Annotated in this window: 25 protein-coding genes and 3 tRNA genes; 14 read left to right on the forward strand and 14 right to left on the reverse strand. The window is 70.6% G+C overall.

Annotated features, from left to right (window positions below; translation table 11 throughout):
• Positions 1-47: 47 nt before the first annotated feature.
• Together SS2_RS05580 and SS2_RS05585 are read right to left on the reverse strand one after the other, a co-directional pair.
• The gene (locus SS2_RS05580) at positions 48-1,886 is read right to left on the reverse strand and encodes an HNH endonuclease signature motif containing protein (protein ID WP_245643368.1); all 1,839 of its coding nucleotides are present in this window, start codon (positions 1,884-1,886) and stop codon (positions 48-50) included.
• 236 nt (positions 1,887-2,122) lie between these two features.
• Entirely contained in the window at positions 2,123-2,410 is a 288-nt protein-coding gene (locus SS2_RS05585) for a hypothetical protein (protein WP_066461909.1), read from the reverse strand.
• 361 nt (positions 2,411-2,771) lie between these two features.
• On the opposite strand from SS2_RS05585, the gene SS2_RS05590 reads away from it, so the two are divergent.
• Positions 2,772-4,157: an FAD-binding oxidoreductase gene (locus tag SS2_RS05590; protein WP_066461911.1), complete on the forward strand. Its 1,386-nt coding sequence runs from the start codon at positions 2,772-2,774 to the stop codon at positions 4,155-4,157.
• Positions 4,158-4,233: 76 nt separating this feature from the next.
• On the opposite strand, the gene SS2_RS05595 is transcribed toward SS2_RS05590, so the two are convergent.
• The 4 genes from SS2_RS05595 to SS2_RS05615 all read right to left on the reverse strand — a co-directional run bounded on the left by SS2_RS05595 (position 4,234) and on the right by SS2_RS05615 (position 6,826).
• Positions 4,234-4,306 (reverse strand) — tRNA-Asn (locus SS2_RS05595).
• 19 nt (positions 4,307-4,325) lie between these two features.
• A complete protein-coding gene (locus SS2_RS05600) occupies positions 4,326-4,859 on the reverse strand; it encodes a hypothetical protein (RefSeq protein WP_066461913.1) in 534 nt (177 codons plus the stop codon).
• Between the two features lie 447 nt (positions 4,860-5,306).
• Positions 5,307-6,305 carry a hypothetical protein gene (locus SS2_RS05610; protein WP_157607196.1) on the reverse strand — a complete coding sequence of 333 codons (999 nt, stop codon included), beginning with the start codon at positions 6,303-6,305 and terminating at the stop codon, positions 5,307-5,309.
• A 447-nt stretch (positions 6,306-6,752) separates the two neighbouring features.
• Positions 6,753-6,826 (reverse strand) — tRNA-Ile (locus SS2_RS05615).
• Between the two features lie 59 nt (positions 6,827-6,885).
• Between SS2_RS05615 and SS2_RS05620 the strand changes: the two genes are divergently transcribed.
• From SS2_RS05620 to SS2_RS05630, 3 genes are all read left to right on the forward strand, one after another.
• Entirely contained in the window at positions 6,886-7,683 is a 798-nt protein-coding gene (locus SS2_RS05620) for a DUF1206 domain-containing protein (protein WP_066461918.1), read from the forward strand.
• A gap of 69 nt (positions 7,684-7,752) precedes the next feature.
• Positions 7,753-8,241: a peptide deformylase gene (gene def, locus SS2_RS05625; protein WP_066461920.1), complete on the forward strand. Its 489-nt coding sequence runs from the start codon at positions 7,753-7,755 to the stop codon at positions 8,239-8,241.
• 152 nt (positions 8,242-8,393) lie between these two features.
• Positions 8,394-8,894: a DUF3145 domain-containing protein gene (locus SS2_RS05630; RefSeq protein ID WP_066461921.1), complete on the forward strand. Its 501-nt coding sequence runs from the start codon at positions 8,394-8,396 to the stop codon at positions 8,892-8,894.
• A gap of 73 nt (positions 8,895-8,967) precedes the next feature.
• Here the strand turns inward: SS2_RS05630 and SS2_RS05635 are convergent, their stop codons facing one another.
• The 5 genes from SS2_RS05635 to SS2_RS05655 all read right to left on the reverse strand — a co-directional run bounded on the left by SS2_RS05635 (position 8,968) and on the right by SS2_RS05655 (position 13,994).
• Complete coding sequence (locus SS2_RS05635; protein ID WP_066461922.1) at positions 8,968-10,212, reverse strand: beta-ketoacyl-[acyl-carrier-protein] synthase family protein; 1,245 nt, start codon at positions 10,210-10,212, stop codon at positions 8,968-8,970.
• A 121-nt stretch (positions 10,213-10,333) separates the two neighbouring features.
• Positions 10,334-10,582 carry an acyl carrier protein gene (locus tag SS2_RS05640; RefSeq protein ID WP_066461924.1) on the reverse strand — a complete coding sequence of 83 codons (249 nt, stop codon included), beginning with the start codon at positions 10,580-10,582 and terminating at the stop codon, positions 10,334-10,336.
• Between the two features lie 67 nt (positions 10,583-10,649).
• Positions 10,650-11,654 (reverse strand): beta-ketoacyl-ACP synthase III, encoded by a 1,005-nt coding sequence (locus SS2_RS05645; protein WP_066461926.1) that lies wholly within the window; start codon positions 11,652-11,654, stop codon positions 10,650-10,652.
• On the reverse strand, positions 11,651-12,661 hold the full coding sequence (locus SS2_RS05650) for an ACP S-malonyltransferase (protein ID WP_066461929.1): 1,011 nt from the start codon (positions 12,659-12,661) through the stop codon (positions 11,651-11,653). The genes SS2_RS05645 and SS2_RS05650 overlap by 4 nt, the downstream gene beginning before the upstream one ends.
• A gap of 145 nt (positions 12,662-12,806) precedes the next feature.
• Positions 12,807-13,994, reverse strand: a complete 1,188-nt coding sequence (locus SS2_RS05655; RefSeq protein ID WP_066461942.1) for a PucR family transcriptional regulator — start codon at positions 13,992-13,994, stop codon at positions 12,807-12,809.
• A gap of 154 nt (positions 13,995-14,148) precedes the next feature.
• Here SS2_RS05655 and SS2_RS05660 point away from each other — a divergent pair, with 154 nt between their 5' ends.
• The gene (locus tag SS2_RS05660) at positions 14,149-14,805 is read left to right on the forward strand and encodes a hypothetical protein (RefSeq protein WP_245643370.1); all 657 of its coding nucleotides are present in this window, start codon (positions 14,149-14,151) and stop codon (positions 14,803-14,805) included.
• A 98-nt stretch (positions 14,806-14,903) separates the two neighbouring features.
• On the opposite strand, the gene aceE is transcribed toward SS2_RS05660, so the two are convergent.
• Positions 14,904-17,648 (reverse strand): pyruvate dehydrogenase (acetyl-transferring), homodimeric type, encoded by a 2,745-nt coding sequence (gene aceE, locus SS2_RS05665; RefSeq protein WP_066462430.1) that lies wholly within the window; start codon positions 17,646-17,648, stop codon positions 14,904-14,906.
• Between the two features lie 435 nt (positions 17,649-18,083).
• Between aceE and SS2_RS05670 the strand changes: the two genes are divergently transcribed.
• The 8 genes from SS2_RS05670 (at position 18,084) to SS2_RS05705 (ending at position 24,364) form a co-directional block, all read left to right on the forward strand.
• Complete coding sequence (locus tag SS2_RS05670; RefSeq protein WP_066461945.1) at positions 18,084-18,497, forward strand: DUF3052 domain-containing protein; 414 nt, start codon at positions 18,084-18,086, stop codon at positions 18,495-18,497.
• 11 nt (positions 18,498-18,508) lie between these two features.
• Entirely contained in the window at positions 18,509-18,967 is a 459-nt protein-coding gene (locus tag SS2_RS05675; protein ID WP_066461947.1) for a peroxiredoxin, read from the forward strand.
• A complete protein-coding gene (locus SS2_RS05680; protein ID WP_157607197.1) occupies positions 18,964-19,410 on the forward strand; it encodes a hypothetical protein in 447 nt (148 codons plus the stop codon). Before SS2_RS05675 ends, SS2_RS05680 begins: the two co-directional genes overlap by 4 nt.
• 64 nt (positions 19,411-19,474) lie before the next feature.
• Positions 19,475-19,548: transfer RNA gene (locus SS2_RS05685), tRNA-Val, on the forward strand.
• 92 nt (positions 19,549-19,640) lie between these two features.
• Positions 19,641-20,894, forward strand: a complete 1,254-nt coding sequence (locus SS2_RS05690; RefSeq protein ID WP_083941815.1) for a histidine kinase — start codon at positions 19,641-19,643, stop codon at positions 20,892-20,894.
• Positions 20,891-21,607 (forward strand): response regulator, encoded by a 717-nt coding sequence (locus SS2_RS05695; RefSeq protein ID WP_066461955.1) that lies wholly within the window; start codon positions 20,891-20,893, stop codon positions 21,605-21,607. The genes SS2_RS05690 and SS2_RS05695 overlap by 4 nt, the downstream gene beginning before the upstream one ends.
• An 82-nt stretch (positions 21,608-21,689) precedes the next feature.
• Positions 21,690-22,457: an ABC transporter ATP-binding protein gene (locus tag SS2_RS05700; RefSeq protein ID WP_066461956.1), complete on the forward strand. Its 768-nt coding sequence runs from the start codon at positions 21,690-21,692 to the stop codon at positions 22,455-22,457.
• Between the two features lie 5 nt (positions 22,458-22,462).
• The gene (locus SS2_RS05705) at positions 22,463-24,364 is read left to right on the forward strand and encodes an FtsX-like permease family protein (protein WP_245643405.1); all 1,902 of its coding nucleotides are present in this window, start codon (positions 22,463-22,465) and stop codon (positions 24,362-24,364) included.
• Positions 24,365-24,450: 86 nt separating this feature from the next.
• Here SS2_RS05705 and SS2_RS05710 read toward each other — a convergent pair whose 3' ends face one another.
• Positions 24,451-25,005 (reverse strand): HEAT repeat domain-containing protein, encoded by a 555-nt coding sequence (locus SS2_RS05710; protein WP_066461958.1) that lies wholly within the window; start codon positions 25,003-25,005, stop codon positions 24,451-24,453.
• A 13-nt stretch (positions 25,006-25,018) separates the two neighbouring features.
• The gene (locus SS2_RS05715; protein ID WP_066461960.1) at positions 25,019-25,777 is read right to left on the reverse strand and encodes a DUF2161 family putative PD-(D/E)XK-type phosphodiesterase; all 759 of its coding nucleotides are present in this window, start codon (positions 25,775-25,777) and stop codon (positions 25,019-25,021) included.
• Between the two features lie 102 nt (positions 25,778-25,879).
• Between SS2_RS05715 and SS2_RS05720 the strand changes: the two genes are divergently transcribed.
• Complete coding sequence (locus SS2_RS05720) at positions 25,880-26,500, forward strand: DUF305 domain-containing protein (protein WP_066461963.1); 621 nt, start codon at positions 25,880-25,882, stop codon at positions 26,498-26,500.
• Position 26,501 lies beyond the last annotated feature (1 nt).

The following is a 26,501-nucleotide window of genomic DNA, read 5'->3' on the forward strand; positions in this document are numbered from 1 at the left end:
CAATCAGCTGGCGCGAGCACGGTGGTGAGCACCGCGTGGCGACGTGGTCAGAACGGTGGCACGTCGGGGAACCGTGACCGCACCGGATGCGTGCCGAGCTGCTCCGACCGGACCGCTGATGGGTCGTTCGAGCGATCCGCTGCGCGGCGCGAAGACCTCGCCGCACCCCAGTCCGGGTCCTCGGTGTCCGCCTCACTGGCTGTGGAGTAGCGGAGCGCATCCTCGGCGGACGTGGGAGTGACGCCGATGCGCAGGAGGAAGTCGGCGGACAGCCCCAGCGACACCAGGTAGGCGAAGCTGAGCCGGGGAGCATGGTCGTTCGACGGCGGATCGGAGGTGTAGGCGCGCCCTGACGGCGCCGTCCACTCGACCGCGGCGTCGAAGAGGCCCGGCGGGGGCCTCGATGAGATGGGTGCGGAGGGCTCTGACTGTCCTGGCCCCTCTGGCCGTCTCACAGGCGTGCTCGGTCCCGACTGTGCTCGTCGCCCTGACTCTGGTTCGGGCTCGGCTGGGACGTCTGCCTGGTTGAGGAGGCGGGGTCGCCAGGTGCTGAGGTGCTTGAGGCGATGATGCCGCCGGCACACGGTCATGAGGTTGTCGTGGTCCGTCGTGCCGCCCAGCGCCCAGTCGGTGATGTGGTCGAGGTCGCAGCGTCTGGCGCGACGGGAGCACCCCGGGAACCGGCAGGTCTCGTCGCGCAGCCGGAGCGCTGCTCTGAGGTCCGCGGGGACGGCGTAGCGGTCCCGGCCGACGGAGAGCACCACCCCGGTCTCAGGATGGGTGAGGATGCGTCTGAAGCTCCGAGCGCGACCGGCCAGGATCCGAGCGGTCTCAGCATCCATGGGGCCGTAGCCCTCGAGGGTGGCGGGGGAGTCGCTGTGGCCGAGCAGAGTGAGCACAGGGACGGTCACAGCCACCGTCGCCTGGATGCCTCGCAGCAGGCGGCCCCGGTCGAGGGGTCCCGCGCCGGTGGGTCCCCAGTCGTACCGGGGTGGTGAGTCGTCGTGGTCGGCTCTGTCGGGCCCGCCGACTGTACTGTCCCTGCCGTCCCTGCCTTGCTTGCCGTCGGTGCCGGCAGCGCCGTCCCGAGCGTGCCGGAAGGCGTCATGGGCGTCGTCGTCCAGCATGAGTGCGCTGAAGGCGTCGGCGCGGAGCTCAGGCAGTGATCGCGGGTCGCTCGGGTGCTGCACGGCAGCAGCGATGTCGCTCACCCGGTTGAAGATGGCCACAGCCTCCACCGCTGGGAGGTACTGATGCAGCCAGGCCATGCCATCACGGGCGGGATCGAGCTGGACGCACCGCTTCGGCAGGGCTGCGGCGTGCCGTTCGACCAGGGGGACGGGGTGCGAGCGTTCGCGCTCTTTGCGGGCACGTCGGGCGAAGGTGCTCGCTGTGAGACCAGGTGCTTGGGCGAGCAAGCGTCGTTCGAGATCTTCGCGCTGGGCCTGCTCAAGGCCGTCTGTGTGCTCGAGGACCACCTGGGCGTGGCGGTAGGAGATGACCCCTTCGCGCAGTGCGGCGAGTGTGGCTGGGCAGGTCTCCACGAGGATCTGGGCGTCGTCGACCAGGGTGCTGGTGGTCTGCTCGGGAAGGCTCAGTGCGCAGGCCAGCTCGGCGACCACCGCCAGGTGGGCGGTGTGCTGAGCCCGGGGTGCCCACGGATCGTCGACCAGGAGGTCAGCCGACTGGACCGACCATGTGCGGACAGCCTCCATGAGCTCGGCCCGCCAGGCCGAGAGAGAATTCATCATGGCGTTCGCGGCAGCAACCGCGCCGACCAGGTCGTTCAAGGTGTCCAACGCCTGCTGGGCTGCGCCACGAGCAGGGGCGGACGCACGTGACGTCTCGACTGCTGGTGGGCCGCAGGTCCCGGGATCGGTAGGCATGTTCTGACCATATGCCCAGGCTCTGACATTCATGCCAGATGGGACCTTTGCAGTGCGACGTCGCAGATCAGAGGGTCGGCAGGGCTGTGAACGCGTGGGCGAGCCCACATCGAGTGAGCGCAGGAGGGGGCTGAAGAGACCTGCGCCCTCGCCATCGGGCCGACGGCCGGGACCCGCACCGCACCGCCCCGCAGCGGCCCGCCGTCGGGCAGGCCGGTCGCCCGCCGTCGGGCAGGTCAGGCGCCGGCGATCTCCTCGGGCGCGATCTCGCCCCGCTCGATGAGCTGGCGGCGTGCCTCGATCACCGGGGCGACGGACTCGGCGCTCCAGATGTTTCCGCCGTTGAGCATGCCCTCGGGGTCAGGGAAGCCCTCGGGCGCGACGCGGATCCCGGCGACCCACATGCGCAGCAGAGCCGGCGTCACGCCGAAGGCGTGCGCCAGTGCGGGGCTGTCATAGACGCCCTTGAACGGTTGGGGGGGTGTCTCACGGATGCGCTGAGGTGCGCGGGCGACGTCGGTCATGATGCAACTGTCCCAGAGAACACACGGAATCCCATCATGCGTCAGCGGGCGCGTTGCCGCAGAGCGTGCCCGCGCACCGGTCATGTGTTGAGCCAGGACCAGTCCTGCGAGACGATTGTCATGATCGGGACCCTTGGGAGCCGGGACGTCCTAGGACGCGGGTGACCACCCACGCCCGTGCGCCAGGTCCGACGCCGCGCCCCCTGGGTGTGCGCCATCCTCTCCGTCTTCTCGCAGCCCCGCGCCCGCCGCCTGGCCGCCTCGCACCGCCGCGGACCGCTCACGGTGATGCCTGTACCTCGCACCGTCCCGCTCCGCGTCCGCGCGCACCTGCCGTAGCCACGGGGCCCAGGAGCTCACCATGGTCCCTCACGACACGATCTCTCAGGATGACGTCCAAGCGCTCGCAGACTCGGTGACGGGTCCCGTGATCGTCCCCGACGACGCCGACTACGCCGACGAAGGCCGCGCCTACAACCTCGCTGTGCAGCACGCCCCGGACGTCATCCTCGGCGCCACCGACGCCGACGACGTCGCAGCCGGCATCCGCTGGGCGGGCCGGCTCGGGTGTCCCGTCTCGGTCCAGGCCACCGGTCACGGTGCGAGCTCGGCGATCGACGGCGGGCTGCTCATCAGCACCAGCCGCATGCAAGAGATCGTCGTCGACCCCGTCGAGCGGACGGCCCGGGTGGGGGCGGGGGTGCGATGGCGCGACGTGCTCGCCGCGACCGTGCCGCACGGGCTGATCGGGCTCAACGGCTCGAGCACCGCCGTGGGCGTCGTGGGATACACGGTGGGAGGCGGACTGCCCATCCTGGGCCGCGCCTTCGGATTCGCCTCGGACCGCGTGCGTAGCTTTGAGGTCGTCACCCCGGACGGGGAGGTGCGCCACGTCGACCCGGACTCCGAGCCCGACCTCTTCGCAGCGCTGCGCGGAGGGAAAGGCAGCTTCGGGATCGTCACGTCGTTGACGTTCTCGCTGCTCCCGCTCTCCGAGCTCTACGGCGGCGGCATCATGTACCCCGGCGCGGACGCCGCGGAGGTGCTCGCGGCCTTCAGCCGCTGGCTCCCCACCCTGCCCGACGCCGCAGCGCCGTCGATCGCGCTGCTCCGGCTGCCGGACCTGGAGTTCGTGCCCGAGCCGTTGCGCGGACAGTTCGTCGTGCACCTGCGCTTCGCCTATGTCGGCGGCCCGCTCGACGGTGCCGAGCTGCTGGCCCCCATGCGGGAGGTCTCGACCCCGCTCATGGAGATGGTCGGGCCGATGAGCTATCTCGACGTCGACCAGGTGCACATGGACCCGGTGGACGCGCTGCCCTTCGAGGATGGCGGCCTGCTGCTGCACAGCTTCGACGAGACGGCTCAGCGGGCACTCCTGGAGCTGGTGGGGCCGCAGGCGGACACCCCGCTCCTCATGGTCGAGGTCCGGCCGCTCGGAGGGAACCTCGCCCTTCCGCCGGTCGGGGTGGACTCCGTCTCCGGGCGGGACGCGGCCTTCTCGTTCATCACGATCGGGCTCATGGTGCCGCCGGTCGGGGAGAGGGTGCCGAGGGCGATCCGTGACGTCATGCGTGCCATGGAGCCCTTCTCGACCGGGGGGACCATGGTGAACTTCCACGGCCGTCCTGGGGACGAGGCCGACCGGGCCCGGGCGTGGTCACCGGAGGCCTACGCCCGGTTGACCGCAGCCAAGGCGACCTACGACCCGACCAACATGCTGAGGTTCGGTCACGGGGTCGGCGTCTGAGTCCGCGGCCGTCTGCCGGGGGAACGACAAAGGCCTCCGACCTGCATCTCTGCAAGTCGGAGGCCTTCGTTGTGGGCTCCCGCGACTGGACTCGAACCAGTGACAATCCGATTAACAGTCGGATGCTCTGCCAACTGAGCTACGCGGGACTGACCGGAGAAAACTCTATCAGGCTTCCGGGTGTGCTCCTGACGTGGAACGCAACCGGGAGAGTGCTGTCCGGATCAGCTGTGCTGACCTCGCAGACCTTACGTCGGCACCGGGGTCCGGCACAACTTGGGTGAACAGATCGCCCGTTGCGTCACGTCGCACTGCCACCCGGGCAGAGAGCCCGTCGGGCAGGTGGACGGTCTCGGACAGGACGACCGAGTGCTGCACACGCTCGCGGAACACCCGCGCGAAGGCTGTGCGCTCGGGGTGGGCCAGGCGCAGCGGCGTCGGCTCCAGGGAGTCCACCCACCGAACGGTGAGTGCAGCCTCTGCGGGGTCCCAGCTGGCGCGATCGACGCGGCACCACGGCGAGGACACCGCGGCGGTGGGGGGAGAGGGCGGCCCAGGGACCACGACGAGCGACCGCTGGGTGGCAACCGCCCAGGCGCCTTCGTCGAGCATCGCGCTGCCCAGCACCGTGTCACCCGCTGGCAGGTGCAGCGAACGGCGGATCTCGGGCGGCATCGCGTCCTTGCGTGAGAACAGTCCCATGGGATCACCGTAGTCGGTGGGAATGTCCCAGGTGAATGCGGGCGGGCACGACGCCGGGCACGACGCCGGGCGCGACGCGCGCGACCGTCTCCTCGTGGGTCAAGACCATGCCCCGTGAGCGCGGCCTGGTGCCCATCGAACGACAAGGTGAGGATGAGCGCGTGCTCGCTGAGCGGTTCCGACAGTTCCCTGAACTGAGGAGCGTCACGTTCGGTGTTCCGGATTCTGCGGAGGCTCAGTCGCCGCTTGAGAACGACGGTGGCCGACAGCTCGACTGAGCGATGACAGAGGCCCGACGGGATGATCGCTGACCACGGGACGGACCCTGGTCGCACCGTAGGGTGCAGCGTTGGAGCGAGACCCGGACGAGAAGAAACCCCCGAGGAGCGTAGGGCTCCTCGGGGGTTTCTTCTGAGCTGTTCACAGAGCAGTGGTGACGGACTGCGATTAGCCCGCGATGGGTGGCGTAAGTCCGCTCGACGGGTGGGTGTTGCACCCTGAGCCGAGGCACCCACCTCCACCCGTGCTCGGCGGGGCCGGCGCTGGAGCGGGCTTCGCAGGCGCCGGAGCAGGCTTCGTCGTCGTGGAGCCCTCGTTGGTGGTGGTCCCACCAGTGGACGTCGACGGCTTGCTCGCTGCAGCCTTGCGGGCAGCCTCAGCAGCCGCGGCTGCCTGACGAGCTTCTTCGGCGACCCGGGCCTCTTCTGCCAGGCGTACTTCCTCGGCCAGTCGAGCCTCTTCGGCAAGACGGGCTTCCTCGGCGATCCGGGCGACCTCGGCCTGCGCCTCGGCGCTCAGACGAGCGCCCTCAGCGATCTGGAACTCGGCGAAGTCGACACCGAGCACCGTCACGGCGCTGTTGAGCGCCTTGATGTCGGCGGCCAGCAGGGACGCCTCGTCGGTGATGAGCGCGGCGTCCTCACGGGTGGAGCACTCCACCGAGACCGATGCACCGGCGACCTTGGCACGGGCGTCGGCGACGACCGTGAGCCGCTCGGCGCCGGAGGGCCGGGCCTCGACGGCTTCGATGGCTTCGACGCCCTCGCTCGCCTCGACAGCTGCGACGGTCTCGACCGCGGGGCGCTCGGCGTAGGCCGTGGTGCCCTGCTCGGCCAGCACAGCGAGATCCGGGATCCCAGCGAGGATGTCGGCGGGCAGCTCGGTGACCGTCGTGCTCTCCACGACCAGGTCGGCTGCGGCGAGAGCGTCTTCGACGAACCCGTTGGCCTCGGTGGCGCGCTCGACAGCGCTGAGGCACTGGCGCTCAGTCTCTGCGGCGTTGGCGCGGGCGTTGCCGGCCACGAACAGCAGGATCCCGCTGAGGATGATGACGAGGCCGACAGCGAGCAGGATGAGGAGCTTCTTGTTCGACGCCAACCCCCTCTTCGAGGGGCGGTCGGCATCTGGGGTCGTGGGCACATCGGGTGTGCCAGGCGTGTCGACCATGGTCGTCATCTCCTTCTTCACATCTGGTGGCGGGGGCGGTCGGGGACATGGCGAAAGGCGCATCTCTTCACGTCATGGAGGCCTGTCAGAAACGCGGCTTCTGCAAGAGGCAGGCTCCCCGGTCGTGCGCATGTCGGAGACGACGGCGCCTCAGGGGTGACTGGGCCCCGATCCGGGCGGACGAGAGGCCATTACTCGAATCGGACGATCCGGGGAGGTTATGAGGACCCCACGTCGCGCTCACTAAGTCGGCTACACATGGATCCGGAGCAAGAGTCTGCATGTCCAGCACATGGCTTCTCGCAGGGACGACATGTCGTGCACGAGGAGCAGGACTGTGCCGTGCTCGATGGGGCATTCGACGACGTAGACGACGAGCGCGTGGCGGCAGCACAGAGGAGAAGGGCGCCCTAGCAACGTTGCCGTTGGCCAGGACGCCCTTGTGGGTGCCCCGTGCCGGACTTGAACCGGCGACCAGTCGATTATGAGTCGATTGCTCTGACCATCTGAGCTAACAGGGCGCGGTGGAGAGTGTATCCGGCGGGAGGCGGGATCGGTCTGTAGATGCAACGATCATCCGATGCCGAACACCTCATCACCCACAGAAACTGCCCGTGACCTCCAACAATCCACCGGATTCCGGCGTGCTGCGCGTGCTGGCTACGCCGTGAGCGGGCTGCTGCACATCCTCATCGGATGGATCGCCATCCACCTCGCGCTCACCGCGTCGTCCGAGGAGGGCGGCTCAGCCGACCAGGAAGGTGCGCTCGCCCAGCTCGGCGAGGCGCCGTGGGGCGCGGCCGTCCTGTGGTTCTCGGTCGTCGCGCTCGTGGCGCTCGCAGCGTGGCAGGCCACCGAGGCTGTCGCGGGTGGGGACGGCGCGGGCGCACGGGTCAAGGCCGCTGCCAAGGCCGTCGTCTACCTCGCGGTGGGCGTGCTCGCCTGGCAGGTGGCGCAGGGCGGGGGCTCCGGGTCCGGATCGCAGACGGGTGAGCTCATGTCCTCGGGCCTCGGCCGGGTGGCCGTCGCGGTGGCGGGGCTCGTCGTCGTGGGAGTTGGTGGCTACCACGTGTACAAGGGCGTGACCAAGAAGTTCACCGAGGACCTGCAGGGCGGGACCGCGGGCACCATCGGGCGCGGGGTCGTTGCCGTCGGGGTCGCCGGGTACGCCGCCAAGGGCGTCGCGCTGATCATCGTGGGCGTGCTCTTCGTCGTCGGCGCCGTGCAGGCAGACCCGGAGAAGGCCAGCGGCCTCGATGTGGCGCTGCGCACGCTGGCGGAGCTGCCCTTCGGCAAGGTGCTGCTCGCTGTGGTCGCCCTGGGCTTCGTCGCGTACGGGATCTACTCCTTCGCCCGGGCGCGGTTCGCGCGGATGTGATCTGCAGATCTGAGCGGATGGCTCGCGCGGATGTGACAGGGACGTGGCTGGTCATGAAACAATAGGCGCATGGCTATCCGTGAGATCCGCGTCATCCCCGATCCCGTCCTTCGCACCCCGTGCGAGGAGATCACGGTGATCGACGACCGGGTCAGGAGCCTCGTCGAGGACCTCGTGGAGACCGTCGACCACGACGGCCGCGCGGGCCTCGCTGCGAACCAGATCGGCGTGAGCCTGCGAGCCTTCTCGTGGAACATCGATGACGAGATCGGCTACGTCCTCAACCCGAAGATCGTCGAGCTCTCCGAGGACGAGTACCAGGACGGCGACGAGGGCTGCCTGTCGGTCCCCGGGCTCTGGTACCCGACCAAGCGCGCGTGGTACGCCCGCGTGGAGGGCATCGACCTGGACGGCAACAAGGTCGTGGTGGAGGGGACCGAGCTCATGGCCCGGTGCCTGCAGCACGAGGTGGACCACCTCGACGGCCACCTGTACCTCGACCGCCTCGAGCGGGCCACCCGCAAGAAGGCCATGCGGGAGTTGCGCGAGTCTCTCTGAGCGGGGCTTTGGACCGGTACGCCACGCTGGTCATCAGACGTGATCTACGGCATGATGTGGCACAGCAGTTCCGATAAACCGTGATGTACATGCAGTCGCCCGGTTGATAGAGGTCGTTGGGGAAGACGAATCTCTACTCTGGGAGGGACAACATGGCTGGTGCTATCACCCGCGGTGTGTTTTTTGTGCACTCGTCTCCACGAGCGCTCTGCCCGCACCTCGAGTGGGCAGCGAGCAACGTCCTCGGCACCGCCGTGACGCTCGACTGGATCGAGCAGCCTGCTGCGCCCGGACTCTACCGGGCGGAGTACACCTGGCAGGGCCAGCAGGGCTCTGGGTCGCGCCTGGCGTCAGCCCTGCGCGGCTGGACCCACCTGCGCTACGAGGTCACCGAAGAGGCCAGCCACGGCTCCGACGGTTCTCGCTGGAGCCACACTCCCGAGCTGGGCATCTTCCACGCCTCCACCGACGTGCACGGCAACATCGTCATCCCCGAGGACCGTGTCCGCGCGGCGCTGGAGTTCGCCCACGACCCGCGGCGCATGCGTGACGAGCTCGACCTCGCCCTCGGGCAGGCCTGGGACGACGAGCTGGAACCCTTCCGCTACGCCGGCGCCGGAGCGCCCGTCCGCTGGCTGCACCGCGTCGGCTGAGGGCAGCGGAACCACACGAGAACGACGAAGGGGCGGACCCGGCCGGGTCCGCCCCTTCGTCGTGCGTCGAGCCTCAGGCGTTCGTGACCACCAGGGCCACGTTGTGCCCGCCGAAGCCGAAGGAGTTGTTGATCGCCGCGATGTCACCCGTGGGCAGCGCGCGCGGGGTGTCCCGGACCAGGTCGAGGGTGAGCTCGGGGTCGGGGTTGGCGACGTTGATCGTCGGGGGAGCCTGGCGGTGGTGCACGGCGAGGACGGTGAACACCGTCTCCAGCGCCCCCGCGCCACCGAGCAGGTGACCCGTCATGGACTTCGTGGCCGAGAGCGCCACGCGGTCCGCTGCGGACCCCACGACAGCGCTCACCGAGCGAGCCTCGATGAGGTCGCCCACGACCGTGGAGGTCGCGTGGGCGTTGACGTGCACGACGTCCGCCGCGGTCACCTGAGCGTCCTCCAGGGCTGCGCCCATGGCGCGGATCTGGCCGGCGCCCGTGGGCTCGGGGGAGGTGATGTGGTAGCCGTCGGCGGTCAGGCCGAGACCGGCGACCCGGGCGTAGACGCGCGCACCGCGGGCTGCGGCGTGGTCAGCGGCCTCGAGCACGACGACGGCCGCACCCTCACCGATGACGAAGCCGTCGCGGTCGACGTCGTAGGGGCGCGAGGCGCCCGCCGGGTCGTCGTTGCGCAGGGACAGCGTGCGGGAGGCGGCGAAGGCGGAGATCGGCATGGGGTGCACGGTCGCCTCGGTGCCGCCGGCGATGACGACGTCGGCACGGCCGGAGCGGATCATCTCGACGCCGTAGGCGATGGCCTCGGCGCCGGAGGCGCAGGCGGAGACGAGGGCGTGCGCGCCGGCGCGAGCACCGAACTCGAGGGAGACGTAGGCGGTGGGGGAGTTGGGCATGAGCATGGGCACGGTCATCGGCAGGACCCGACGAGCACCCTTCTCACGCAGGGTGTCCCAGGCGTCCAGGGTGGTCCAGATGCCGCCGATGCCGGAGGAGACCACGGAGCCGATGCGGTCGCCGTCGAGCTCGGGGGAGCCGGCGTCGGCCCAGGCCTCGCGGGCGGCGATGATGGCGTACTGCGCCGAGGGGTCCATGCGCTTCATCTCAGGACGAGCGAGCACCTCCTCGGGCTTGACCTTGATGGTCGCAGCAAAGTTGACGGGCATGCCGTAGGTCTCGGCCCAGTCGTTGTCGAGGGTCCGGGCACCGGACTCGCCAGCAAGGGCGGCGGCCCAGGTCGATGCCACATCGCCGCCGAGCGGCGTGGTGGCACCAAGGCCGGTGACGACGACGTCGCGAACGTTGGTCATGGGAACTCCTGGGGATCGTGGACGGTGCCCGAGCGGGGCTGGTGGAGCAGGTGGCGCAGTCGAGCTGGGGGCGCTGGGACGGTGCCGGTGAACCGGCCCGTCCCAGCGGGTCAGGCGTGGATCAGGCCTGGGCGCCGGTGATGAAGGTCACCGCGTCGCCGACGGTCGCGAGGTTCTTGACCTCGTCGTCGGGGATGGTCACGGAGAACTTGTCCTCGGCGTGGGTCACGATGGTCATCATCGAGAGGGAGTCGATGTCGAGGTCGTCGGTGAAGGACTTCTCCGAGGTGACCGAGTCAGCGGGCAGGCCGGTCTCCTCAGCAACGATCTCGGCGAGGCCTGCGAGGACATCAGCTTCGGTGAAAGCCATGGGTGTTTCTCCTTGTGTGTGGTGATGAGTGACGTGCGGGAGGGAAAGAAGAACGTACGGGGGAAACTTACGGCAGAACGACGACCTGAGCGGCATAGACGAGCCCGGCGCCGAAGCCGATCTGCAGGGCCAGGTCGCCCGACTTCGCCGCGCCCTCGCGGAGCAGACGCTCCGCGGCGAGCGGGATGGACGCGGCTGAGGTGTTGCCGGTGTCGGCGATGTCACGTGCCACGACCACCGTCTCAGGCAGCTTGAGCTGCTTGATGAACTGGTCGATGATGCGCATGTTCGCTTGGTGCGGGATGAACACCTGGATCTGGTCGGCGGTGACGCCCGCCGCGTCGAGGGCCTGCTGGGCGATGACCGGCATCTGGAAGCTGGCCCACTTGAAGACGGGCTGGCCCTCCTGGCGCAGGGTCGGCCAGCCGAGCTCGGGGTTCTCCTTGAGCTCGCTCCAGCTGTGCGTCTGACGGATCGTCTGAGCCTTCGAGCCGTCCGAGCCCCAGACGGTCGGGCCGATGCCGGGGAAGTCGGAGGGGCCCACGACCGCCGCACCCGCGCCGTCGCCGAGCAGGAAGGAGATGGAGCGGTCGGTCGGGTCGATGAAGTCGCTCATCTTCTCCGCGCCGATGACCAGCACGTTGCGGGCCGCGCCGGAGCGCACGAGCGCGTCGGCCTGGCCGATGGCGTAGGCATACCCGGCGCAGGCGGCGGAGATGTCGTAGGCAGCGGCCGGGGTCGCGCCCAGCCGGTCGGCGATGACCGCGGCGGCAGACGGCGTCTGGTGGAAGTAGGTGACCGTGGAGACGATGACGGCGTCGATGTCCGCACCGGTCAGCCCGGCGGCGTCGAGGGCCTTGCGGGCGGCCGCCTCGGAGAGGTCGAGCACCGACGTCTGCGCACCGGCGCGGCGGCGGGTGATGATCCCGGTCCGCTGGCGGATCCACTCGTCGGAGGAGTCGATGGGCCCGGCGATGTCGTCGTTGGTCACGACGAGCTCCCCACGCTCGGCGCCGATCCCCAGGATGCGGGAGAACTGCGGGCCGGTGGACTGCTTGAGCTGGATGGTCACTTGGAGTCCTCTTCCGGCGAGCTGGTGGTGGTGGCACGTGCCCCGACGGTGGAGTGCCGGGCGACGAGGTCGCGGGCCGCGTCGAGGTCAGCGGGCGACTTGATGGCGACGGTCTCCACTCCCGGGAGGGAGCGACGGGCCAGGCCCGTCAGGACCCCACCCGGTGCGAGCTCGAGCAGGCCCGTCACCCCGAGGGCGATGAGCTGCTCCTGGCACAGGTCCCAGCGCACCGGCGCGACGATCTGCTGGGCGAGGCGGGCGAGAACGTCCTGGTGGGCGCCGAAGGGGCCACCGGTGCGCGCGGCGTCGAGCTGGGCGTAGGAGGCGCCGTCGGCGTTGGACAGCAGCGTCAGGGACGGGTCCTGGGCCGGCCACCCGGCAGCCACCGGGGCGAAGGCGTCCAGCGCCGACTGCATGAAGGGGGTGTGGAAGGCGCCGGCGACCTGAAGGGCGATGACCCGTGCCTTGGCCGGGGGAGCGGCGGCCAGCGCGGCCAGCCCCTCGAAGGACCCGGCTGCCACGACCTGGCCGGTGCTGTTGACGTTGGCCGGGAAGAGCCCGGCGGCCTCGATCGCCGCGAGCACCTCGCCCGGGTCGCCGCCGACGACGGCGCTCATGCCGGTCGGGGTGGCGGCCGCGGCCTGCGCCATGAGCTGGGCGCGGGAGGTCACCAGGCCGACCGCACCGGCGTCGTCGAACACGCCGGCGGCGGCGGCGGCGGCGAACTCGCCGACGGAGTGGCCGGCGGTGACGTCCACGACGTCCGCCGCGGCTGCGCCGTCGAGCAGGGCGCGCAGCGCGATCAGCGACGACGAGACGATGAGGGGCTGGGCGACGGCCGTGTCCCGGATCGTGTCCGCGTCAGAGACGGTGCCGTGCGCGAGCAGGTCGATGCCGGAGGCCTGGGAGAAGGACGCCAGCTGGTCGGCGACGCCGGGCAGCTCGAGCCACGGGGCGAGCATTGCGGGGGACTGTGAGCCCTGTCCAGGGCATACGACGGCAAGCACGGTCTAACTCTGCCCGATCTGCTAGGGGGGCGGGCCGTCACGACCCGCACGAAGTGTTTCTCTGGTGATTGTGCATAACCTACAAGAAGGCGCCGATCCGCCGGGTGACTGTCCATCCTGGCGCCCTGCGCCACCCGGCGCGGACCTACCGGCTCGTGGAGAGCCGCCCCACCGCCAGGGCCACCTGGAGCACGAAGGACTCCCGCGCGTCGAGCGGGTCCCAGCCGGTGAGCTCGGCGACCTTGCGCAGACGGTAGCGCACCGTGTTGGGGTGGACATAGAGGTCACGGGCGGCGGCCTCGAGGGACCGTCCGGTGGCCAGGTAGGCCGAGAGCGTCTCCAGGACCGCGCCCGTCGCCTCGAAGAGCGGGGTGTAGGCCTGGCGGACCAGGGTGCGGCGTGCCTCGTGGTCGCCGGTGAGCACGCGCTCGGGGAGCAGCTCGTCGGCGAGCACCGGGCGCGGTGCCTGCGGCCACGCGGGAGCGGCCCGCAGCCCGGCGAGGGCCGCCGCGGCCGACCGCGGCGCGTCCTCGAGGCCGGGCATGGCCGGCCCGATGATGACCGGACCGGGTCCGAACCGGGGCAGCAGCGAGTTCGCGGCGGCGACGAGGTCACCCTCGCCACCCAGCACGAGCACGATCCGGTCGCCCTGGATCCCCACGAGAGCGTCGGCGGCCGCGCGCCGGGTGACGCGGCGCAGCTCGGCCGCGCGCACGTCGTCGAGCGGTGAGGTGGTGGTGCCGACCATGACGAGGACGGAGCCGTGGCCGGTCCAGCCCAGCGCGGCGACCCGGGAGCGCACGGAGTTGTCGCTGTCCCCGCGGATGATCGCGTCGACGACGAGCGCCTCCAGGCGGGCGTCCCAGGCGCCGCGCACCTCTGCGGCCCGGGCGTAGACCTCGGCGGCGGAGAAGGCGACCTCGCGGGAGTACCGCAGCACGGCCTCACGCAGGTCCCGCTCCCCGCCCGGGATGGCGAGCTGGTCGCTGTGGGTCTCCACGACCTCGACGACGATGCGCACGAGCTGGAGGGTGTGCTGCAGGGAGATGGACCGGGTGAGGTCGGTCGGCGCGGCGGCGAAGATGTCGCTCACGGCGTGCGGAGAGCTGGCCGGGTCGGCGAACCAGGTGACGAAGGCGGTGATGCCGGACTGGGCGACCAGGCCCACCCAGGACCGGTCCTCGCCGGGCAGCTCCCGGTACCAGGGCAGCTCGTCGTCGAGGCGGCGCAGCGCGGCTGCGGTGAGCAGACCGCTGCCGTCGCGGACCCGCTGGAGGGTCGTGGGGCCGGTCGGCGTCGAGGCGGCAGTCGCGTTCTTCGCAGCGGAGGGCATGCACCGAGCATACGGCGTCCGTTGTGGGGAACTGACAAAACTAGGGGCGTTTGCGGAGTGTCGCGTATCTCGCAATCCGGTCATGCTCTCTGTGCGGGCCCCGACGAACGGCTATCGTCGGCGTATGGCCCTCATGCCCAGACTCCGTCAGCTGATGCGACGAACCACGTCCGCATCGACCATCGGGGCGCGCCGGCCCACCTCACGCGGCCGCCGCGGTGACACCCTCCACGAGGATGCGCTGCGCGCGATGCTCGTCGATGACCCCAACAACATCCGTGCCTTCCAGGCGCTCTCAGAGATCGTCCGACGCCGGGCTGCCGAGGGCAGCCACGCGGACGACCCGTTGAGCGCACCCCCGGACGCCGGCGCTCAGCAGCGTGCTGCTGACCTTGCCGTCTGGTCCCTCGGCGAGGAGCTCGCCGGCAACCCCCGAGCCTGGTACCCGCTCATCGAGCTCGCTCGGCTCTCGCTGCACGACGACCAGGACGCGGCCATCCGCCGCCTGGCCACCGCCTCGGACCGTGACCCCTCCGGAGAAGCCCTCGCAGAGTCCCTCGCGGTGCTCCGGGAGGCTCAGCTGCCCGTGGAGGCCCTGGGCCTCGGCGTGGGCCACTGGCGGGCCAAGGAGCACAGTCCTGAGGTCGGGCGCCAGCTCGTGCTGGCCGCGCTCGACGCAGACCGCACCTACGACGCCCGCCATCACCTGGCCAGCCTGGAGCTCAACCCCGACCGTCAGGCCGTGGACGCGATCCGCGGCGAGCTCGAGCCGGCGATCATGCGTGTGGAGCAGCACATCCCGGAGTCCTGAGCCGGCTGCGCGCGAGGAGCGCGCAGCCGACCAGCCCGCAGACGACGACGGCCCAGCCCCCTCTCGGGGGCCGGGCCGTCGTCGTTCGTGCTAGCGGGTCAGGAGTCCCCGCCCGCGTTGCCGGAGGTGCCGGCGTTCACGTCGTGCAGCTGGTACTGCTCGATCGCCCGTGCGGGGGCGTCGGCCGCGACCTCGCCGCGGCGGGCCAGCTGCTGCAGGACCCGCACGACGACGGAAGGACCGTCGATCTTGAAGTACCGGCGCGCGGCGGCACGGGTGTCGGAGAACCCGAAGCCATCGGCGCCGAGCACCGCGTAGTCGCCAGGGATCCACTGACGGACCTGGTCGGGGACGAGGTGGTCGAAGTCGCTCGTGGCCACGAACGGACCCTGAGCCCCGGCGAGCTTCGTCGTGAGGTAGGCCTCACGAGCAGGCTCGGACGGGTTGAGGAAGTTGTGCTGCTCGGCGAGGAGACCGTCGCGGCGCAGCTCGTTCCAGCTCGTCACGGACCACACGTCAGCCTGCACGCCCCAGTCCTGGGCGAGCAGCTCCTTGGCCTCCAGCGCCCACGGCACACCCACGCCCGAGGCCAGGATCTGGGCCTTGGGGCCCTCGCCCTCGCTCGTGGCGACACGGTGGATACCGCGCAGGATGCCCTCGACGTCCACGTCCTCCGGCTCGGCCGGCTGGCTGATCGGCTCGTTGTAGACGGTGAGGTAGTACATGACGTTGGGGTCACGGGACTCGTTGTCGCCGTACATCCGCTGGATGCCGTCACGCACGATGTGGCTGATCTCGTAGCCGTAGGCCGGGTCGTACTGGACGATCGCGGAGTTGGTGCCGGCCAGGAGCGGGGAGTGGCCGTCAGCGTGCTGCAGGCCCTCACCGGTCAGGGTCGTGCGACCAGCGGTCGCGCCGATGATGAACCCGCGGGTGAGCTGGTCACCGGCGGCCCAGAACTGGTCGCCCGTGCGCTGGAACCCGAACATCGAGTAGAAGATGTAGAACGGGACCGTCACCTCGCCGTGCGTGGCGTAGGACGTGCCCACAGCCTGGAACGCGGAGGCCGAACCGGCCTCGTTGATCCCGGTGTGCATGATCTGACCGGCCTCGGACTCCTTGTAGGAGAGCATGAGCTCGCGGTCCACGGCCAGGTAGTTCTGCCCGAGGGTGTTGAAGATCTTGGCGCTCGGGAAGATCGAGTCCAGGCCGAAGGTCCGAGCCTCGTCCGGGATGATCGGGACGATGCGGTGACCGAAGTCCTTGTCCTTGATGAGGTCCTTGAGCAACCGCACGAACGCCTGGGTGGTGGCGATCTGCTGAGCTCCGGAGCCCTTCTTGAGGATGTCGTACTTGCTGGCTGCCGGCAGCGTGACCGGGCTGGAGACCGAGCGGCGCTCGGGCACAAAACCGCCCAGCTTGGCCCGACGGTCCAGCATGTACTGGATCTCCGGCGCGTCCGTCCCGGGGTGGTAGTACGGCGGTGCGTACGGGTCGGCGTCGAGCTCGGCGTCGGTGATCGGGATGTGCAGCGTGTCGCGCAGCGTCTTGAGGTCGGCCGGGCCGACCTTCTTCATCTGGTGCGTGGAGTTGCGCCCGGCGAAGCCGGAACCCAGTCCGTAGCCCTTGATGGTGTGCGCGAGGATGACGGTCGGCTGGCCGGTGTGGGCCGTGGCCGCCGCGTAGGCCGCGTAGATCTTGCGGTAGTCGTGGCCACCGCGCTTGAGAGCCCAGATGTCGTCGTCGGACAGGTTCTCCACGAGCTGCTTGGTCCGCGGGTCGCGGCCGAAGAAGTGCTCACGGATGAACGCGCCGTCCTCCGCGCGGTAGGTCTGGTAGTCGCCGTCGGGCGTCTCGTTCATGAGGTTGACGAGAGCGCGGTCCTTGTCGGCGTTGAGCAGCACGTCCCATTCGCGGCCCCAGATGACCTTGATGACGTTCCAGCCGGCGCCGCGGAACTGCGCCTCGAGCTCCTGGATGATCTTGCCGTTGCCACGGACCGGGCCGTCGAGGCGCTGCAGGTTGCAGTTGACCACGAAGGTGAGGTTGTCGAGCTGCTGCTGGGCAGCGAGCTGCAGCATGCCGCGGCTCTCGGGCTCGTCCATCTCGCCGTCGCCGAGGAAGGCCCAGACGTTCTGCTTGCTGGTGTCCTTGATACCGCGGTTGTGCAGGTAGCGGTTGGTCCACGCCTGGTAGATGGCCGACGCCGGGCCGAGGCCCATCGAGACCGTCGGGAACTCCCAGAAGTCCGGCATCTGACGCGGGTGCGGGTAGGACGGCAGGCCGCCACCGGCGTGGGAGTGCTCCTGGCGGAACCCGTCGAGGTCCTCAGCCGAGAGACGTCCCTCGAGGAAGGCGCGGGAGTACACGCCGGGGGAGGCGTGACCCTGGAAGTAGACCTGGTCGCCGCCGCCCGGGTGGTCCTTGCCGCGGAAGAAGTGGTTGAGGCCCACCTCGTACAGCGTCGCGACGGACGCGTAGGAGGAGATGTGCCCACCGACACCGATCCCGGGGCGCTGTGCGCGCGTGACCATGACGGCCGCGTTCCACCGGTTCCAGCTGCGGTAGCGCCGCTCGAGCACCTCGTCGCCGGGGAAGTACGGCTCTTCGTGGACACCGATGGTGTTCACGTAGGGCGTGTTGATCGACGTCGGGATTGCGACGTTGCGCTCCCGGGCCCGCTTGAGCAGGTTCAGGAGCACGTAGCGGGCGCGAGGGCCACCACGATCGTCAATCAGCCCGTCGAGGGACTCGACCCATTCTCCGGTCTCGGAGGGATCGATATCGGGGACCTGGCTCAACAGACCATTGATCAATGGTCCCGTCTCGTCATGCGTAGCCACCAGCAACCTCACATCATGTTCAGAGCGGGACGGTATGCCCCATTGCTCGCGAGGACCGGTCGTTACGTCCACATGCAGCGGCTGTGTGTGCTCCATGCAAAGGGTTCGTCAACTCCGGTCGTTGACTCCATTCTCAACGCTCGGTCGAGGTGAAAGCCACTCTATCGAGGGATCATGTGACGTGACGTTGGTGACATCGCTGGTATCTGGCGGTTTTTGGCTCCCAGATCCGTTCCGCGGGCCGGGCCCTCGGGCCTCGCGGCGGGGGAGCGCAGACCCACGGACCGGTCTGGATCGCCCCTGGCTGACGACGCGTCGGCGTTTCGGGACCAATTCCGGACGCGACGTAGCGCACAGTGGGCTACGTTTGCCACCATTGATCCATCCGGCGCGGGACTCGCGTGCGGAACCAGCTGTGAAAGGACGAACATCACCGTGGTATCGACCGCTGAGCCTCAGGATGCGAACCGACTTGGATTCGCCTCTGGGCTCGTAGTCCAGGAGTTCGGGTGGGCCGAGGACGTCGACGACGACCTCCGGGACGCCATCGAAGAGATCACCGGCACCGAGCTGGTCGACGAGGAGTACGACGACGTCACCGACGGCGTCATCCTGTGGTGGCGCGAGGACGACGGTGACCTGACGGACACCCTTGTCGACGTCCAGACGGTGCTCGACGACGGCGGAGTCATCTGGATCTTCACCCGCAAGCCGGGCCGCGACGGTCACGTCGGGCACAGCGACATCCAGGAAGCCGCGACGACGGCTGGTCTGCACGCGACGAGCACGTTCTCGATCGCCTCGGACTGGTCGGCCACGAAGCTCGGCAACCGCGGCCGCGGCAAGTGAGCTCTGCGTCCATGACGACGCTCACCGTGGGTGATGCGGCACCTGACTTCACGTTGCCCAACACCCACGGCACACCGGTCCGCCTCGGTGATCTCCGTGGTGCGCCGGTGCTCGTGGTGTTCGTCCCCTTCGCGTTCTCCGGGACGTGCACGGACGAGCTCTGCGAGCTGCGAGACAACATCGAGGAGTTCGAGACCGCGGGCGTCCAGCTCGTGGTGATCTCCTGCGACGCGATGTACTCGCTCAAGGCGTGGGCGGCCCAGGAGGGCTACGCCTTCGACCTCCTCTCGGACTTCTGGCCGCACGGCGACGTCGCCCGGGCCTACGGCGTGTTCGACGACGAGCGAGGCCTGGCCAACCGCGGCAGCTTCCTCGTCGACTCCGAGGGCATCCTGCGCTGGGCCGTCGTCAACGGGCGCGGCCAGCGACGCGACTTCGACGGGTACCGGGCGGCGCTGGCAGCGCTGTGAGACCTGGTGCTCCGCCGGCCCGGACGGTGCGGGCCGGCCCTCGAGCGGGGGCGGGCGCCGCCGCTGTGGCAGCGCTGCTGCTGGCCGGCTGCGCGGCAGGGCCCGACCCGGCCAAGGGACAGTTCGAAGATCGAGACCCCCTGCAGCCCTGCACCGAGGTCACCCTGGCACAGGGTGAGACGGTCCCCGCCGAGGCGTGGGACTGCCTCGAGGCCGGTGCCACGACCGGGGCGGAGCTCGTCGTGGGAGTACCCACGACGGAGGGGGAGACCATCCGCTACTACTTCCGCGCCGGCCCTGAGGTTGAGGGTGTGGAGATCTTCATCGACCGCACCGCCGAGAAGTGGGGCACGGGGAAGTGGGACCGCCGGCTGTGCACGGGAGAGAGCTTCGACGTGATCGTCGCCGGGTGCCTAGCGACCTTCGTGCCGGTCGAGGCGTGAGACGTGTTGTGACCGTGTGCCGGACCGTGACCGCGAGCAGGTAGGCTGTCATCCGCTCGTTCAAGGGCCTGTAGCTCAGTTGGTTAGAGCGCCACGCTTACACCGTGGATGTCGGGGGTTCGAGTCCCTCCGGGCCCACCCTTGAAGAATCGTTGGAATACCAACGATCTCTCACCCTCCAGCGGTGCGCCCACACTGGACGATTCCCCTGCCCCGCCTAGAGTCGGCACATGAGATCTTCGTCCCTGCCTCGGCCGCAGCGTCGTGACGTCGTGCGGGCGGTGGCCTGCTGGGCCGTCGCGGTCGGCGCGCTGCTCAGCGTGTCGCTGGCTGCGGGCATCGACCCCGAGCTGTCCGACGACGTCGTCGGCGTGGGCACCTCGTCGTGGTGGGTGACGGTCCTCGCGGTGACCGGCCAGGCCGCCGCGCTCGTGTGGGCGCGGAGCGCGCCCAGGGTGGTGCTGCCGCTCCTCGCCGCGGTCTCGCTGATCGCCGCATTGGCGGGAGCGGGCGGACTGGTCGGCCTGACGTCCCTGGCTGTCATGGTGGCCAGCTACGTCGCCGTCGTCGAACGGCCCGCCGGTGGCGTGCGCGGGCCGGCCATCTGCGCTGGTGCGCTGACCTTCGCCGCGACCATGGTCACCGGTGTCCGCGACGGGGACCTGGGTGCCCTGGTGCTGGTCGGCGGGGCGCTCGCCCAGGCCGTGTTCGTCGTCGGCGCGCCTGCTCTGGTCGCGGCGCTCGTCTCCTCCCGCCGCCTGGTCCGGGAGGCGACCGAGCGCGAGCTGAGCGCCCTCGCCCGCGAGCAGGACGCTCTCGTCCGCGAGGCGCGAGCGCAGGAGCGCACGGCGATGGCCCGCGAGCTGCACGACATCGCCGCCCACCACCTCTCCGGCATGGCAGTGATGGCCGCAGCCATCGAGCGCCAGATCGACTCCGACCCGGACGCCGCCCGGGAGGGGGTGCGGCAGGTACGCAGCCAGAGCACCGCGGTGCTGCGCGACCTCCGACGCCTTGTCGGGATGCTGCGCGAGAGCGACGCCGGGGAGCTCTCGGTCGAGTCCCTCGACGGGATCGCCGGGCTCACCGAGCAGGCCGCTCGGCTGGGCGCCCCGGTCGAGCTCGTGGTCCTGTCAGGCGGCGACGACGCCCCGCTCGGCGCCGGACTGGGTCCGCTCGCCCACCTCAGCGCGTACCGCCTGGTCCAGGAGGCGCTGGCGAACGCCGTCCAGCACGCACCCGGTGCGCCGTGCCGGGTGACCATCGACGACCGCGACCGGGCGACCGTGGTCGTCACCGTCCGCAACGAGGCTGCGGTGACCGTCCCTCCGGCGCGTCCCGGGAGCGGGTTCGGGCTGGTCGGCATGCGTGAGCGGGCCGAGCTCACCGGGGCGGACCTGCGGTACGGTCCCAGCATCGACGGCGGGTGGGACGTGACCCTGCGCCTGGACCGGGACACCACAGGACGGCAGGAGCACGGATGATCCGCATCATCATCGCCGACGACCAGGCGCTCGTGCGGGCGGGGCTCTCCTCGCTGCTCGGGGCCGAGGCGGACATCGAGGTGGTGGGGGTCGCCGCAGACGGTGACGAGGCCGTCCGCCTCGCCCGTGAGCTGCGCCCGGACGTGGCCTGCCTGGACATCCGGATGCCCGGACGGGACGGCATCTCGGCCACCCGCGACCTGTGCGGCCCCGACGTCCCCGATCCGATCCCGGTGCTCGTGCTCACCACCTTCGACCTCGACGACTACGTCTTCGGGGCGCTGGAGGCCGGCGCGTCGGGCTTCCTCCTCAAAGACGCCGACCCGGCAGAGATGGCCGACGCCGTGCGCTCGATCGCCGCAGGCGAGGCGGCCCTGGACCAGTCGCTCACCCGCCGGGTGCTGCGCGAGTTCGTCGAGCGGCGCCGCACCCAACCGGTCAGCGCGCACCGCGCCACGGAGCTGCTCACCGCCCGCGAGACCGACATCCTCCTGCTCCTGGCGCAGGGGATGTCGAACGAGGAGATCGCCCAGGAGCTGGTCGTGGAGGTCTCCACTGTCAAGTCCCACCTGGCCCGGATGATGCCGAAGATCGGGGTGAGGTCGCGCCTGCAGGCGGTCGTGTGGGCCTACCAGAACCGGATCGTCACCGTCCCTGACGATGCTGGCGGCCCCCTTGCATCGAAGGATGCAAGCCGGGATCTTCCGTCCTAGGCGGCTCGAAGGAGGACCTGCCCGCTCCCTAGCGTGAGGAACGACGGTGCACCACCGTCGCCCGACCTCGAAGGAGCCCGTCATGTCAGCTACGGTCCCAGCCCCGTCCCTCGCCCCGCCCGGTACCCGGACGGCGGTCCGCCTCGTCCAGGTCCGCAAGACCTACCCCAACGGCCTCGGTGAGACCGAGGCGCTGCGCTCGGTGTCGGTAGCCCTGCAGCCCGGATCGTTCACCGCGGTGATGGGAGCCTCCGGCTCCGGCAAGTCCACCTTCCTCAACTGCGCCGCCGGGCTGGACACCCCGACCAGCGGGCAGGTCGTCATCGGCGACCAGGACCTCACGGTGCTGTCCGCAGACGCGCTCACGCAGTTCCGGCGCCGGCACGTCGGCTTCGTCTTCCAGGCCTACAACCTCGTGGGGCACCTGACCGTCGCGGAGAACGTGCAGCTGCCGCTCATGCTCGACGGCCGCCGTCCCGACCCCGCGTGGCAGGACCACCTCATGCACGCCGTCGGGCTGGCGGGGATGGAGGACCGGCGACCCGGCCAGCTCTCCGGCGGTCAGGCCCAGCGGGTCGCGATCGCCCGAGCGCTCATCACCCGCCCTGCGGTGGTCTTCGCCGACGAGCCGACCGGCGCGCTGGACTCTCGCACCGGGGACCAGATCCTCGACCTGCTGCGCAGCGCCGCCCAGAGCCTGGGCCAGACCCTCGTGCTCGTCACCCACGACGCCCGCGTCGCCGCGGTGGCCGACCAGGTGCTCTTCCTCGACGACGGCCGCGTGTCCGGGCACCTCCAGGCCCCGACCGTCGAGCAGATCGCCGCTGTCCTCCTCACGGCGGGGCGGTGACGACGATGTGGTCCTTCACCCGGTCCTCCGCCCGCGCCCACCGCGCCAGCATGCTGGGCAGCCTCGTCATCGTCCTGCTCGCCTCGGCGCTGCTCAGCGCCACCGGCGTCCTCATGGAGTCCGGGATCCGCGGCTCCGGGCTCGATCCGTCCAGCAGCGCGACGCTCACCGCGGTCGCGGCCTCCTTCGCGGGGACGACGGTGCTCGTGGTGGTGCTCATGGTCGCCTCGACCATCGCCGCCGCGTTGCGTCAGCGCCGCCGCGAGTTCGCGCTGCTGCGTGCCGTGGGTGCCACCGGCGCGCAGGTGCGCAGCATGGTCACTGGCGAGGTGCTGCTGATCTTCGCCGTCGGCGGTCTGCTCGGCGCCGTGCCGGGCTTGGCTGCAGCGCGGCTGCTGACACCGATGCTCGTCTCCAGCGGCATCGTCCCCGCAGGCTACGACCTCACGCTCTCACCCCTGCCCGTGATCGCGACCCTGCTGCTGCTCGTCCCCACCGGCCTGCTGGCTGCGCGGTTGGCGGGCCGCGAGGCCGTCCGCACGAGCCCGACGGCGGCGGTGCGCGTCAGCGACGCCGAGCCGTCGGTCCTGGGTCGGGGACGCCGGATCACCGCCGGCTGCCTGGCAGTGGCAGGCCTCGCCGTCGCGCTGGTCCCCTTCGTCATCCCGGGCATGCTCGGTGGCGCCGCCGGTGCGACCTCCGCGCTGCTGCTCATCTCCGCGGCTGCCCTCGCCGGTCCTGCGCTCGTCGCCGTGGCCGCCGAGCGCGCGGTGCACGCCTCCCGGCTGACATGCTCGGCGAGCGGGCACCTCGCCATGGTCAACGCCCGAGGCTTCTCCCGCCGGCTGACGACGGCGATCGTGCCGCTCGCGCTGCTGCTGGCGCTGGGCACGGTCCAGTCGGGGGTGGACAAGACCGCCGTGCAGGCGGCGGGCGTCCAGCTCGAGGACGGGGTGCGCGCGGACCTGGTGGTCGACGCCTCCAGCCTGAGCGCAGGGCAGCTCGACGAGATCCAGGCACTGCCCGGCATGGACGCCGCGACGAGCACCGCGCAGACCGCCGTCCACATCAAGATCGAGGCCGACGACGAGGACCTCTCCGCCTTCGACGGGCTGTCCTGGGAGGCCGGGGCGCTGGGGGTCCTGTCCACCGGCGCCAGCGACGTGATCGACCCGCAGGTCCGGTCCGGGTCGCTGGCTGACGTGGACGGCGTGGACACCATCGCCGTCGGCGTCGACGCGACGTTCATGACAGGCAAGGGCGTCGGCGACACCATGGAGGTGAGGTACGCCGACGGCACCGAGGTGACCACGACCATCGTCGCGGTCTACGACCGCGGGCTGGGGTTCGGCGACTTCCTCGTCGGGGAGTCCACGGCGGCAGCGCACGGCGCACCCGTCGCAACCGACGCCCTCTACGTCCGGTCCGAGCCGGGTGCGGCCGACGACGTCCGGGCGAGCCTGGACGCGATGGGCCTGCAGACGCAGTCGGTCGACGGCTACATCGAGGAGATGATGACCACGGCAGCTGACGGTCAGAGCCTGTCCACCGTGCTCCTGCTCGCTCTGCTCGCCTTCATCGCCCTCGCGGCGGCGAACACCCTGGCCATGCTCAGCGCCCAGCGCGGCGGCGAGTTCTCCCTGCTGCGGCGCACCGGTGCCACCGGACGCCAGCTGACAGCCATGGTGGCCGTGGAGTCGGCCTTCGTGGTGGCGGCCGCGTGGGCGATCGGGACGCTCGCGGTGGTCCCGGCGCTGGTCGGGGTGAGCTACGGGCTGCTGGGGACCGTGGTCCCGTCGGTGGACTGGACCACCTACGGGGGACTGGCCGCAGCAGTCGCGGTCATCGCGGTGCTGGCCGTCGTCCCCGTCGCCCTGCGGGTAGGCGCGGGACGCCGACGGGCGTGAGCGGGTGGCTGGGGCCACAGACGCACCAGGGCGTGGTCGGAGACCGACCACGCCCTGGGGTGGGCCGCAGCCCAGGCAGCGGCGATCTACGCCGACGCGGCCTTGAGCCGTGCGGCGAGGGTGTCGCGGGCCTGCTGGGCGACGGGACGCACGGACTTGTCACGGTCGCTGAAGTGCTGGGCGATGACGGACTGGTGCTCGGCCGTGCCCTGGGCGGCCAGCGCGCGCAGAGCCGCTGCGCGCACGCGCGGGTTCTCGTCCGAGGCCAGACGCACGAGCTCGGCGGCGGCGGGGATGTCACGCTCGAGGACCACGCGGGCGCACATCTCGCGCACGCGCCAGGCGCGGTTCTTCAGCCCGGTGACGACGTCAGGCGCGGCGGCCTCGTCCCACACGTGCAGGAGCGTGCGGGCGCCCCAGAGCTCGGGCCAGTACAGCGCGGGTGCGCCCTCGAGGATGCCCAGGCCGTGGCGGCCACCGGCGTACAGGAGGAAGTCCTTGCCGGCGTTCTCGCCGCGCAGGAGGGTGATGGCCTTGCGTGCCACGGCCTCCTCGCCATAGTGCTCGACGGCGATCGCGATGCGCTCGCCCGTCGGCAGATCGATGGGGATGTCGGGGTGCGGGTTCAGTTTGTTGTCCATTGCGCTGTCCACTCTAGCGGGCGGGGCCGGTGGAGCCGCCGTCGGCCCCGGTGAAGAGGTCTGCGTGCTCGGCGAGGGCAGCGAGCCCGGCCGGTGTCGCCTCGTGGTGGCGCGGTGACCCCTTGGCGAACCACGCGTAGTAGTTACGACCCAGGATCGCCGAGGTGTTCTCGGGCCCGCCGAGGGCGCGGATCTGCGTCGTGGTGAGCTCCCCGTGCGCAGCGAGGATCGCCACGATCGCCAGGCTGCGCTCCTTGTAGACGGTGAGGATACGACGCCGAACGACGCCGCCGGCGTTGCGGCTGCCGGTGCGTCCGGTGTGCTCGGTGAGCACCGCCAGGCGCTTGCGGGTGTTGGTGCGCACGGCCCGCGCCGGGGCAGGGTGGACCGCGGCGTCGACCTGCGCGGCGCCGGCCTCGGTGAACCCGACGAAGAGCAGCCCGATCTCCAACCGCCGGCACAGTCGGACGATGTCGTCGTGGCGTGGTGCTCGGTACCCGCCCTTGGGCAGCGGGACGGCGACGTACACGCCGTCGGCCACGAGCTGGCGGCGCGACGCCTGGAACAGCAGCTCGATCGTGAAGCCGGTCTTGAGCTCGACGACGATCAGCTCGTCGTCGCGCACCGCGGTCACGTCGCAATCCTTGACCTCGCCCTTGACCTCGTAGCCGAGGGTCTCCAGGAACGCCTTGACCGGCAGGTACAGGTCGCTCTCCTGCAGGGTGCGGCCCGTGAGGGTGCGCCGACGCGGGGCGGGGGCCGGCTCGGCCATGGGGTGACGCTCCTTCAGGCTCGGCTCGGTGTGCGCCCCCACGGTACCGGCACTCGTCGTCGCGTCGAGCGAACTCCCAGGTCGGTGACCTATGTTCCCGCTGTGAAGACGACGAGAACCCGCACCCTGACCACCGTCCTCGCCCTCGCCCTCGCCCTCGCGCTCTCGCTCTCCGCCTGCGCGACGACGCCCGGTGCGGCCACCGGCAGCGGCGGCGCCACTGCGGTGAGCGGCTCCACACCGGCCGACGACGCCGCTGGGCAGCCCGCCGAGGTCAACGACGTCGACCTGCACTTCCTCGCGATGATGACGCCCCACCACCAGCAGGCCGTCGAGATGAGCGACATCGTGCTGGCGGCCGACGGCGTCAGCGAGGAGACCCGCGATCTCGCCCTGCGCATCGCCACCGGCCAGCAGGCGGAGATCAACACGATGGTCACCTGGGCGACCGACTGGGACCAGCTCGACCTGCTCGAGGTGCACTCGGTGCACGTCGCCAACGGCATGCTCCTGCCCGAGCAGATCACGGCGCTCGCCGACCTCACCGGAGCCGACGTCGAGCGCCGGTTCCTCGAGGAGATGCGCGCCCACCACGTGGGTGCGATCGCGATGACCGAGGACCAGGTGGCCAACGGGGGATTCGGCGAGCTCCGCGACCTCGCCCAGGTGATGATCGACGTGCAGACCGCCGAGGTCGAGGAGATGGACGCGCTGCTCGGCTGAG

This window comes from Sanguibacter suarezii NBRC 16159 (genome assembly GCF_001552735.1).
GTDB classification, from domain to species: Bacteria; Actinomycetota; Actinomycetes; order Actinomycetales; family Cellulomonadaceae; genus Sanguibacter; species Sanguibacter suarezii.

Excerpts from the sequence above, each read along its gene's own strand:
- SS2_RS05600 (WP_066461913.1), bottom strand. The coding sequence starts at position 4,859 with ATGGGACTGTTCTCACGCAAGGACGCGATGCCGCCCGAGATCCGCCGT.
- SS2_RS05700 (WP_066461956.1), top strand. The coding sequence starts at position 21,690 with ATGTCAGCTACGGTCCCAGCCCCGTCCCTCGCCCCGCCCGGTACCCGG.
- SS2_RS05660 (WP_245643370.1), top strand. The coding sequence starts at position 14,149 with ATGCGACGAACCACGTCCGCATCGACCATCGGGGCGCGCCGGCCCACC.
- SS2_RS05590 (WP_066461911.1), top strand. The coding sequence starts at position 2,772 with ATGGTCCCTCACGACACGATCTCTCAGGATGACGTCCAAGCGCTCGCA.
- SS2_RS05705 (WP_245643405.1), top strand. The coding sequence starts at position 22,463 with ATGTGGTCCTTCACCCGGTCCTCCGCCCGCGCCCACCGCGCCAGCATG.
- SS2_RS05695 (WP_066461955.1), top strand. The coding sequence starts at position 20,891 with ATGATCCGCATCATCATCGCCGACGACCAGGCGCTCGTGCGGGCGGGG.
- def (WP_066461920.1), top strand. The coding sequence starts at position 7,753 with ATGGCTATCCGTGAGATCCGCGTCATCCCCGATCCCGTCCTTCGCACC.
- SS2_RS05620 (WP_066461918.1), top strand. The coding sequence starts at position 6,886 with ATGCCGAACACCTCATCACCCACAGAAACTGCCCGTGACCTCCAACAA.
- SS2_RS05580 (WP_245643368.1), bottom strand. The coding sequence starts at position 1,886 with ATGCCTACCGATCCCGGGACCTGCGGCCCACCAGCAGTCGAGACGTCA.
- SS2_RS05630 (WP_066461921.1), top strand. The coding sequence starts at position 8,394 with ATGGCTGGTGCTATCACCCGCGGTGTGTTTTTTGTGCACTCGTCTCCA.
- SS2_RS05675 (WP_066461947.1), top strand. The coding sequence starts at position 18,509 with ATGACGACGCTCACCGTGGGTGATGCGGCACCTGACTTCACGTTGCCC.
- SS2_RS05710 (WP_066461958.1), bottom strand. The coding sequence starts at position 25,005 with ATGGACAACAAACTGAACCCGCACCCCGACATCCCCATCGATCTGCCG.
- SS2_RS05635 (WP_066461922.1), bottom strand. The coding sequence starts at position 10,212 with ATGACCAACGTTCGCGACGTCGTCGTCACCGGCCTTGGTGCCACCACG.
- SS2_RS05640 (WP_066461924.1), bottom strand. The coding sequence starts at position 10,582 with ATGGCTTTCACCGAAGCTGATGTCCTCGCAGGCCTCGCCGAGATCGTT.
- SS2_RS05610 (WP_157607196.1), bottom strand. The coding sequence starts at position 6,305 with ATGGTCGACACGCCTGGCACACCCGATGTGCCCACGACCCCAGATGCC.
- SS2_RS05690 (WP_083941815.1), top strand. The coding sequence starts at position 19,641 with ATGAGATCTTCGTCCCTGCCTCGGCCGCAGCGTCGTGACGTCGTGCGG.
- SS2_RS05655 (WP_066461942.1), bottom strand. The coding sequence starts at position 13,994 with ATGCCCTCCGCTGCGAAGAACGCGACTGCCGCCTCGACGCCGACCGGC.
- SS2_RS05585 (WP_066461909.1), bottom strand. The coding sequence starts at position 2,410 with ATGACCGACGTCGCCCGCGCACCTCAGCGCATCCGTGAGACACCCCCC.
- SS2_RS05715 (WP_066461960.1), bottom strand. The coding sequence starts at position 25,777 with ATGGCCGAGCCGGCCCCCGCCCCGCGTCGGCGCACCCTCACGGGCCGC.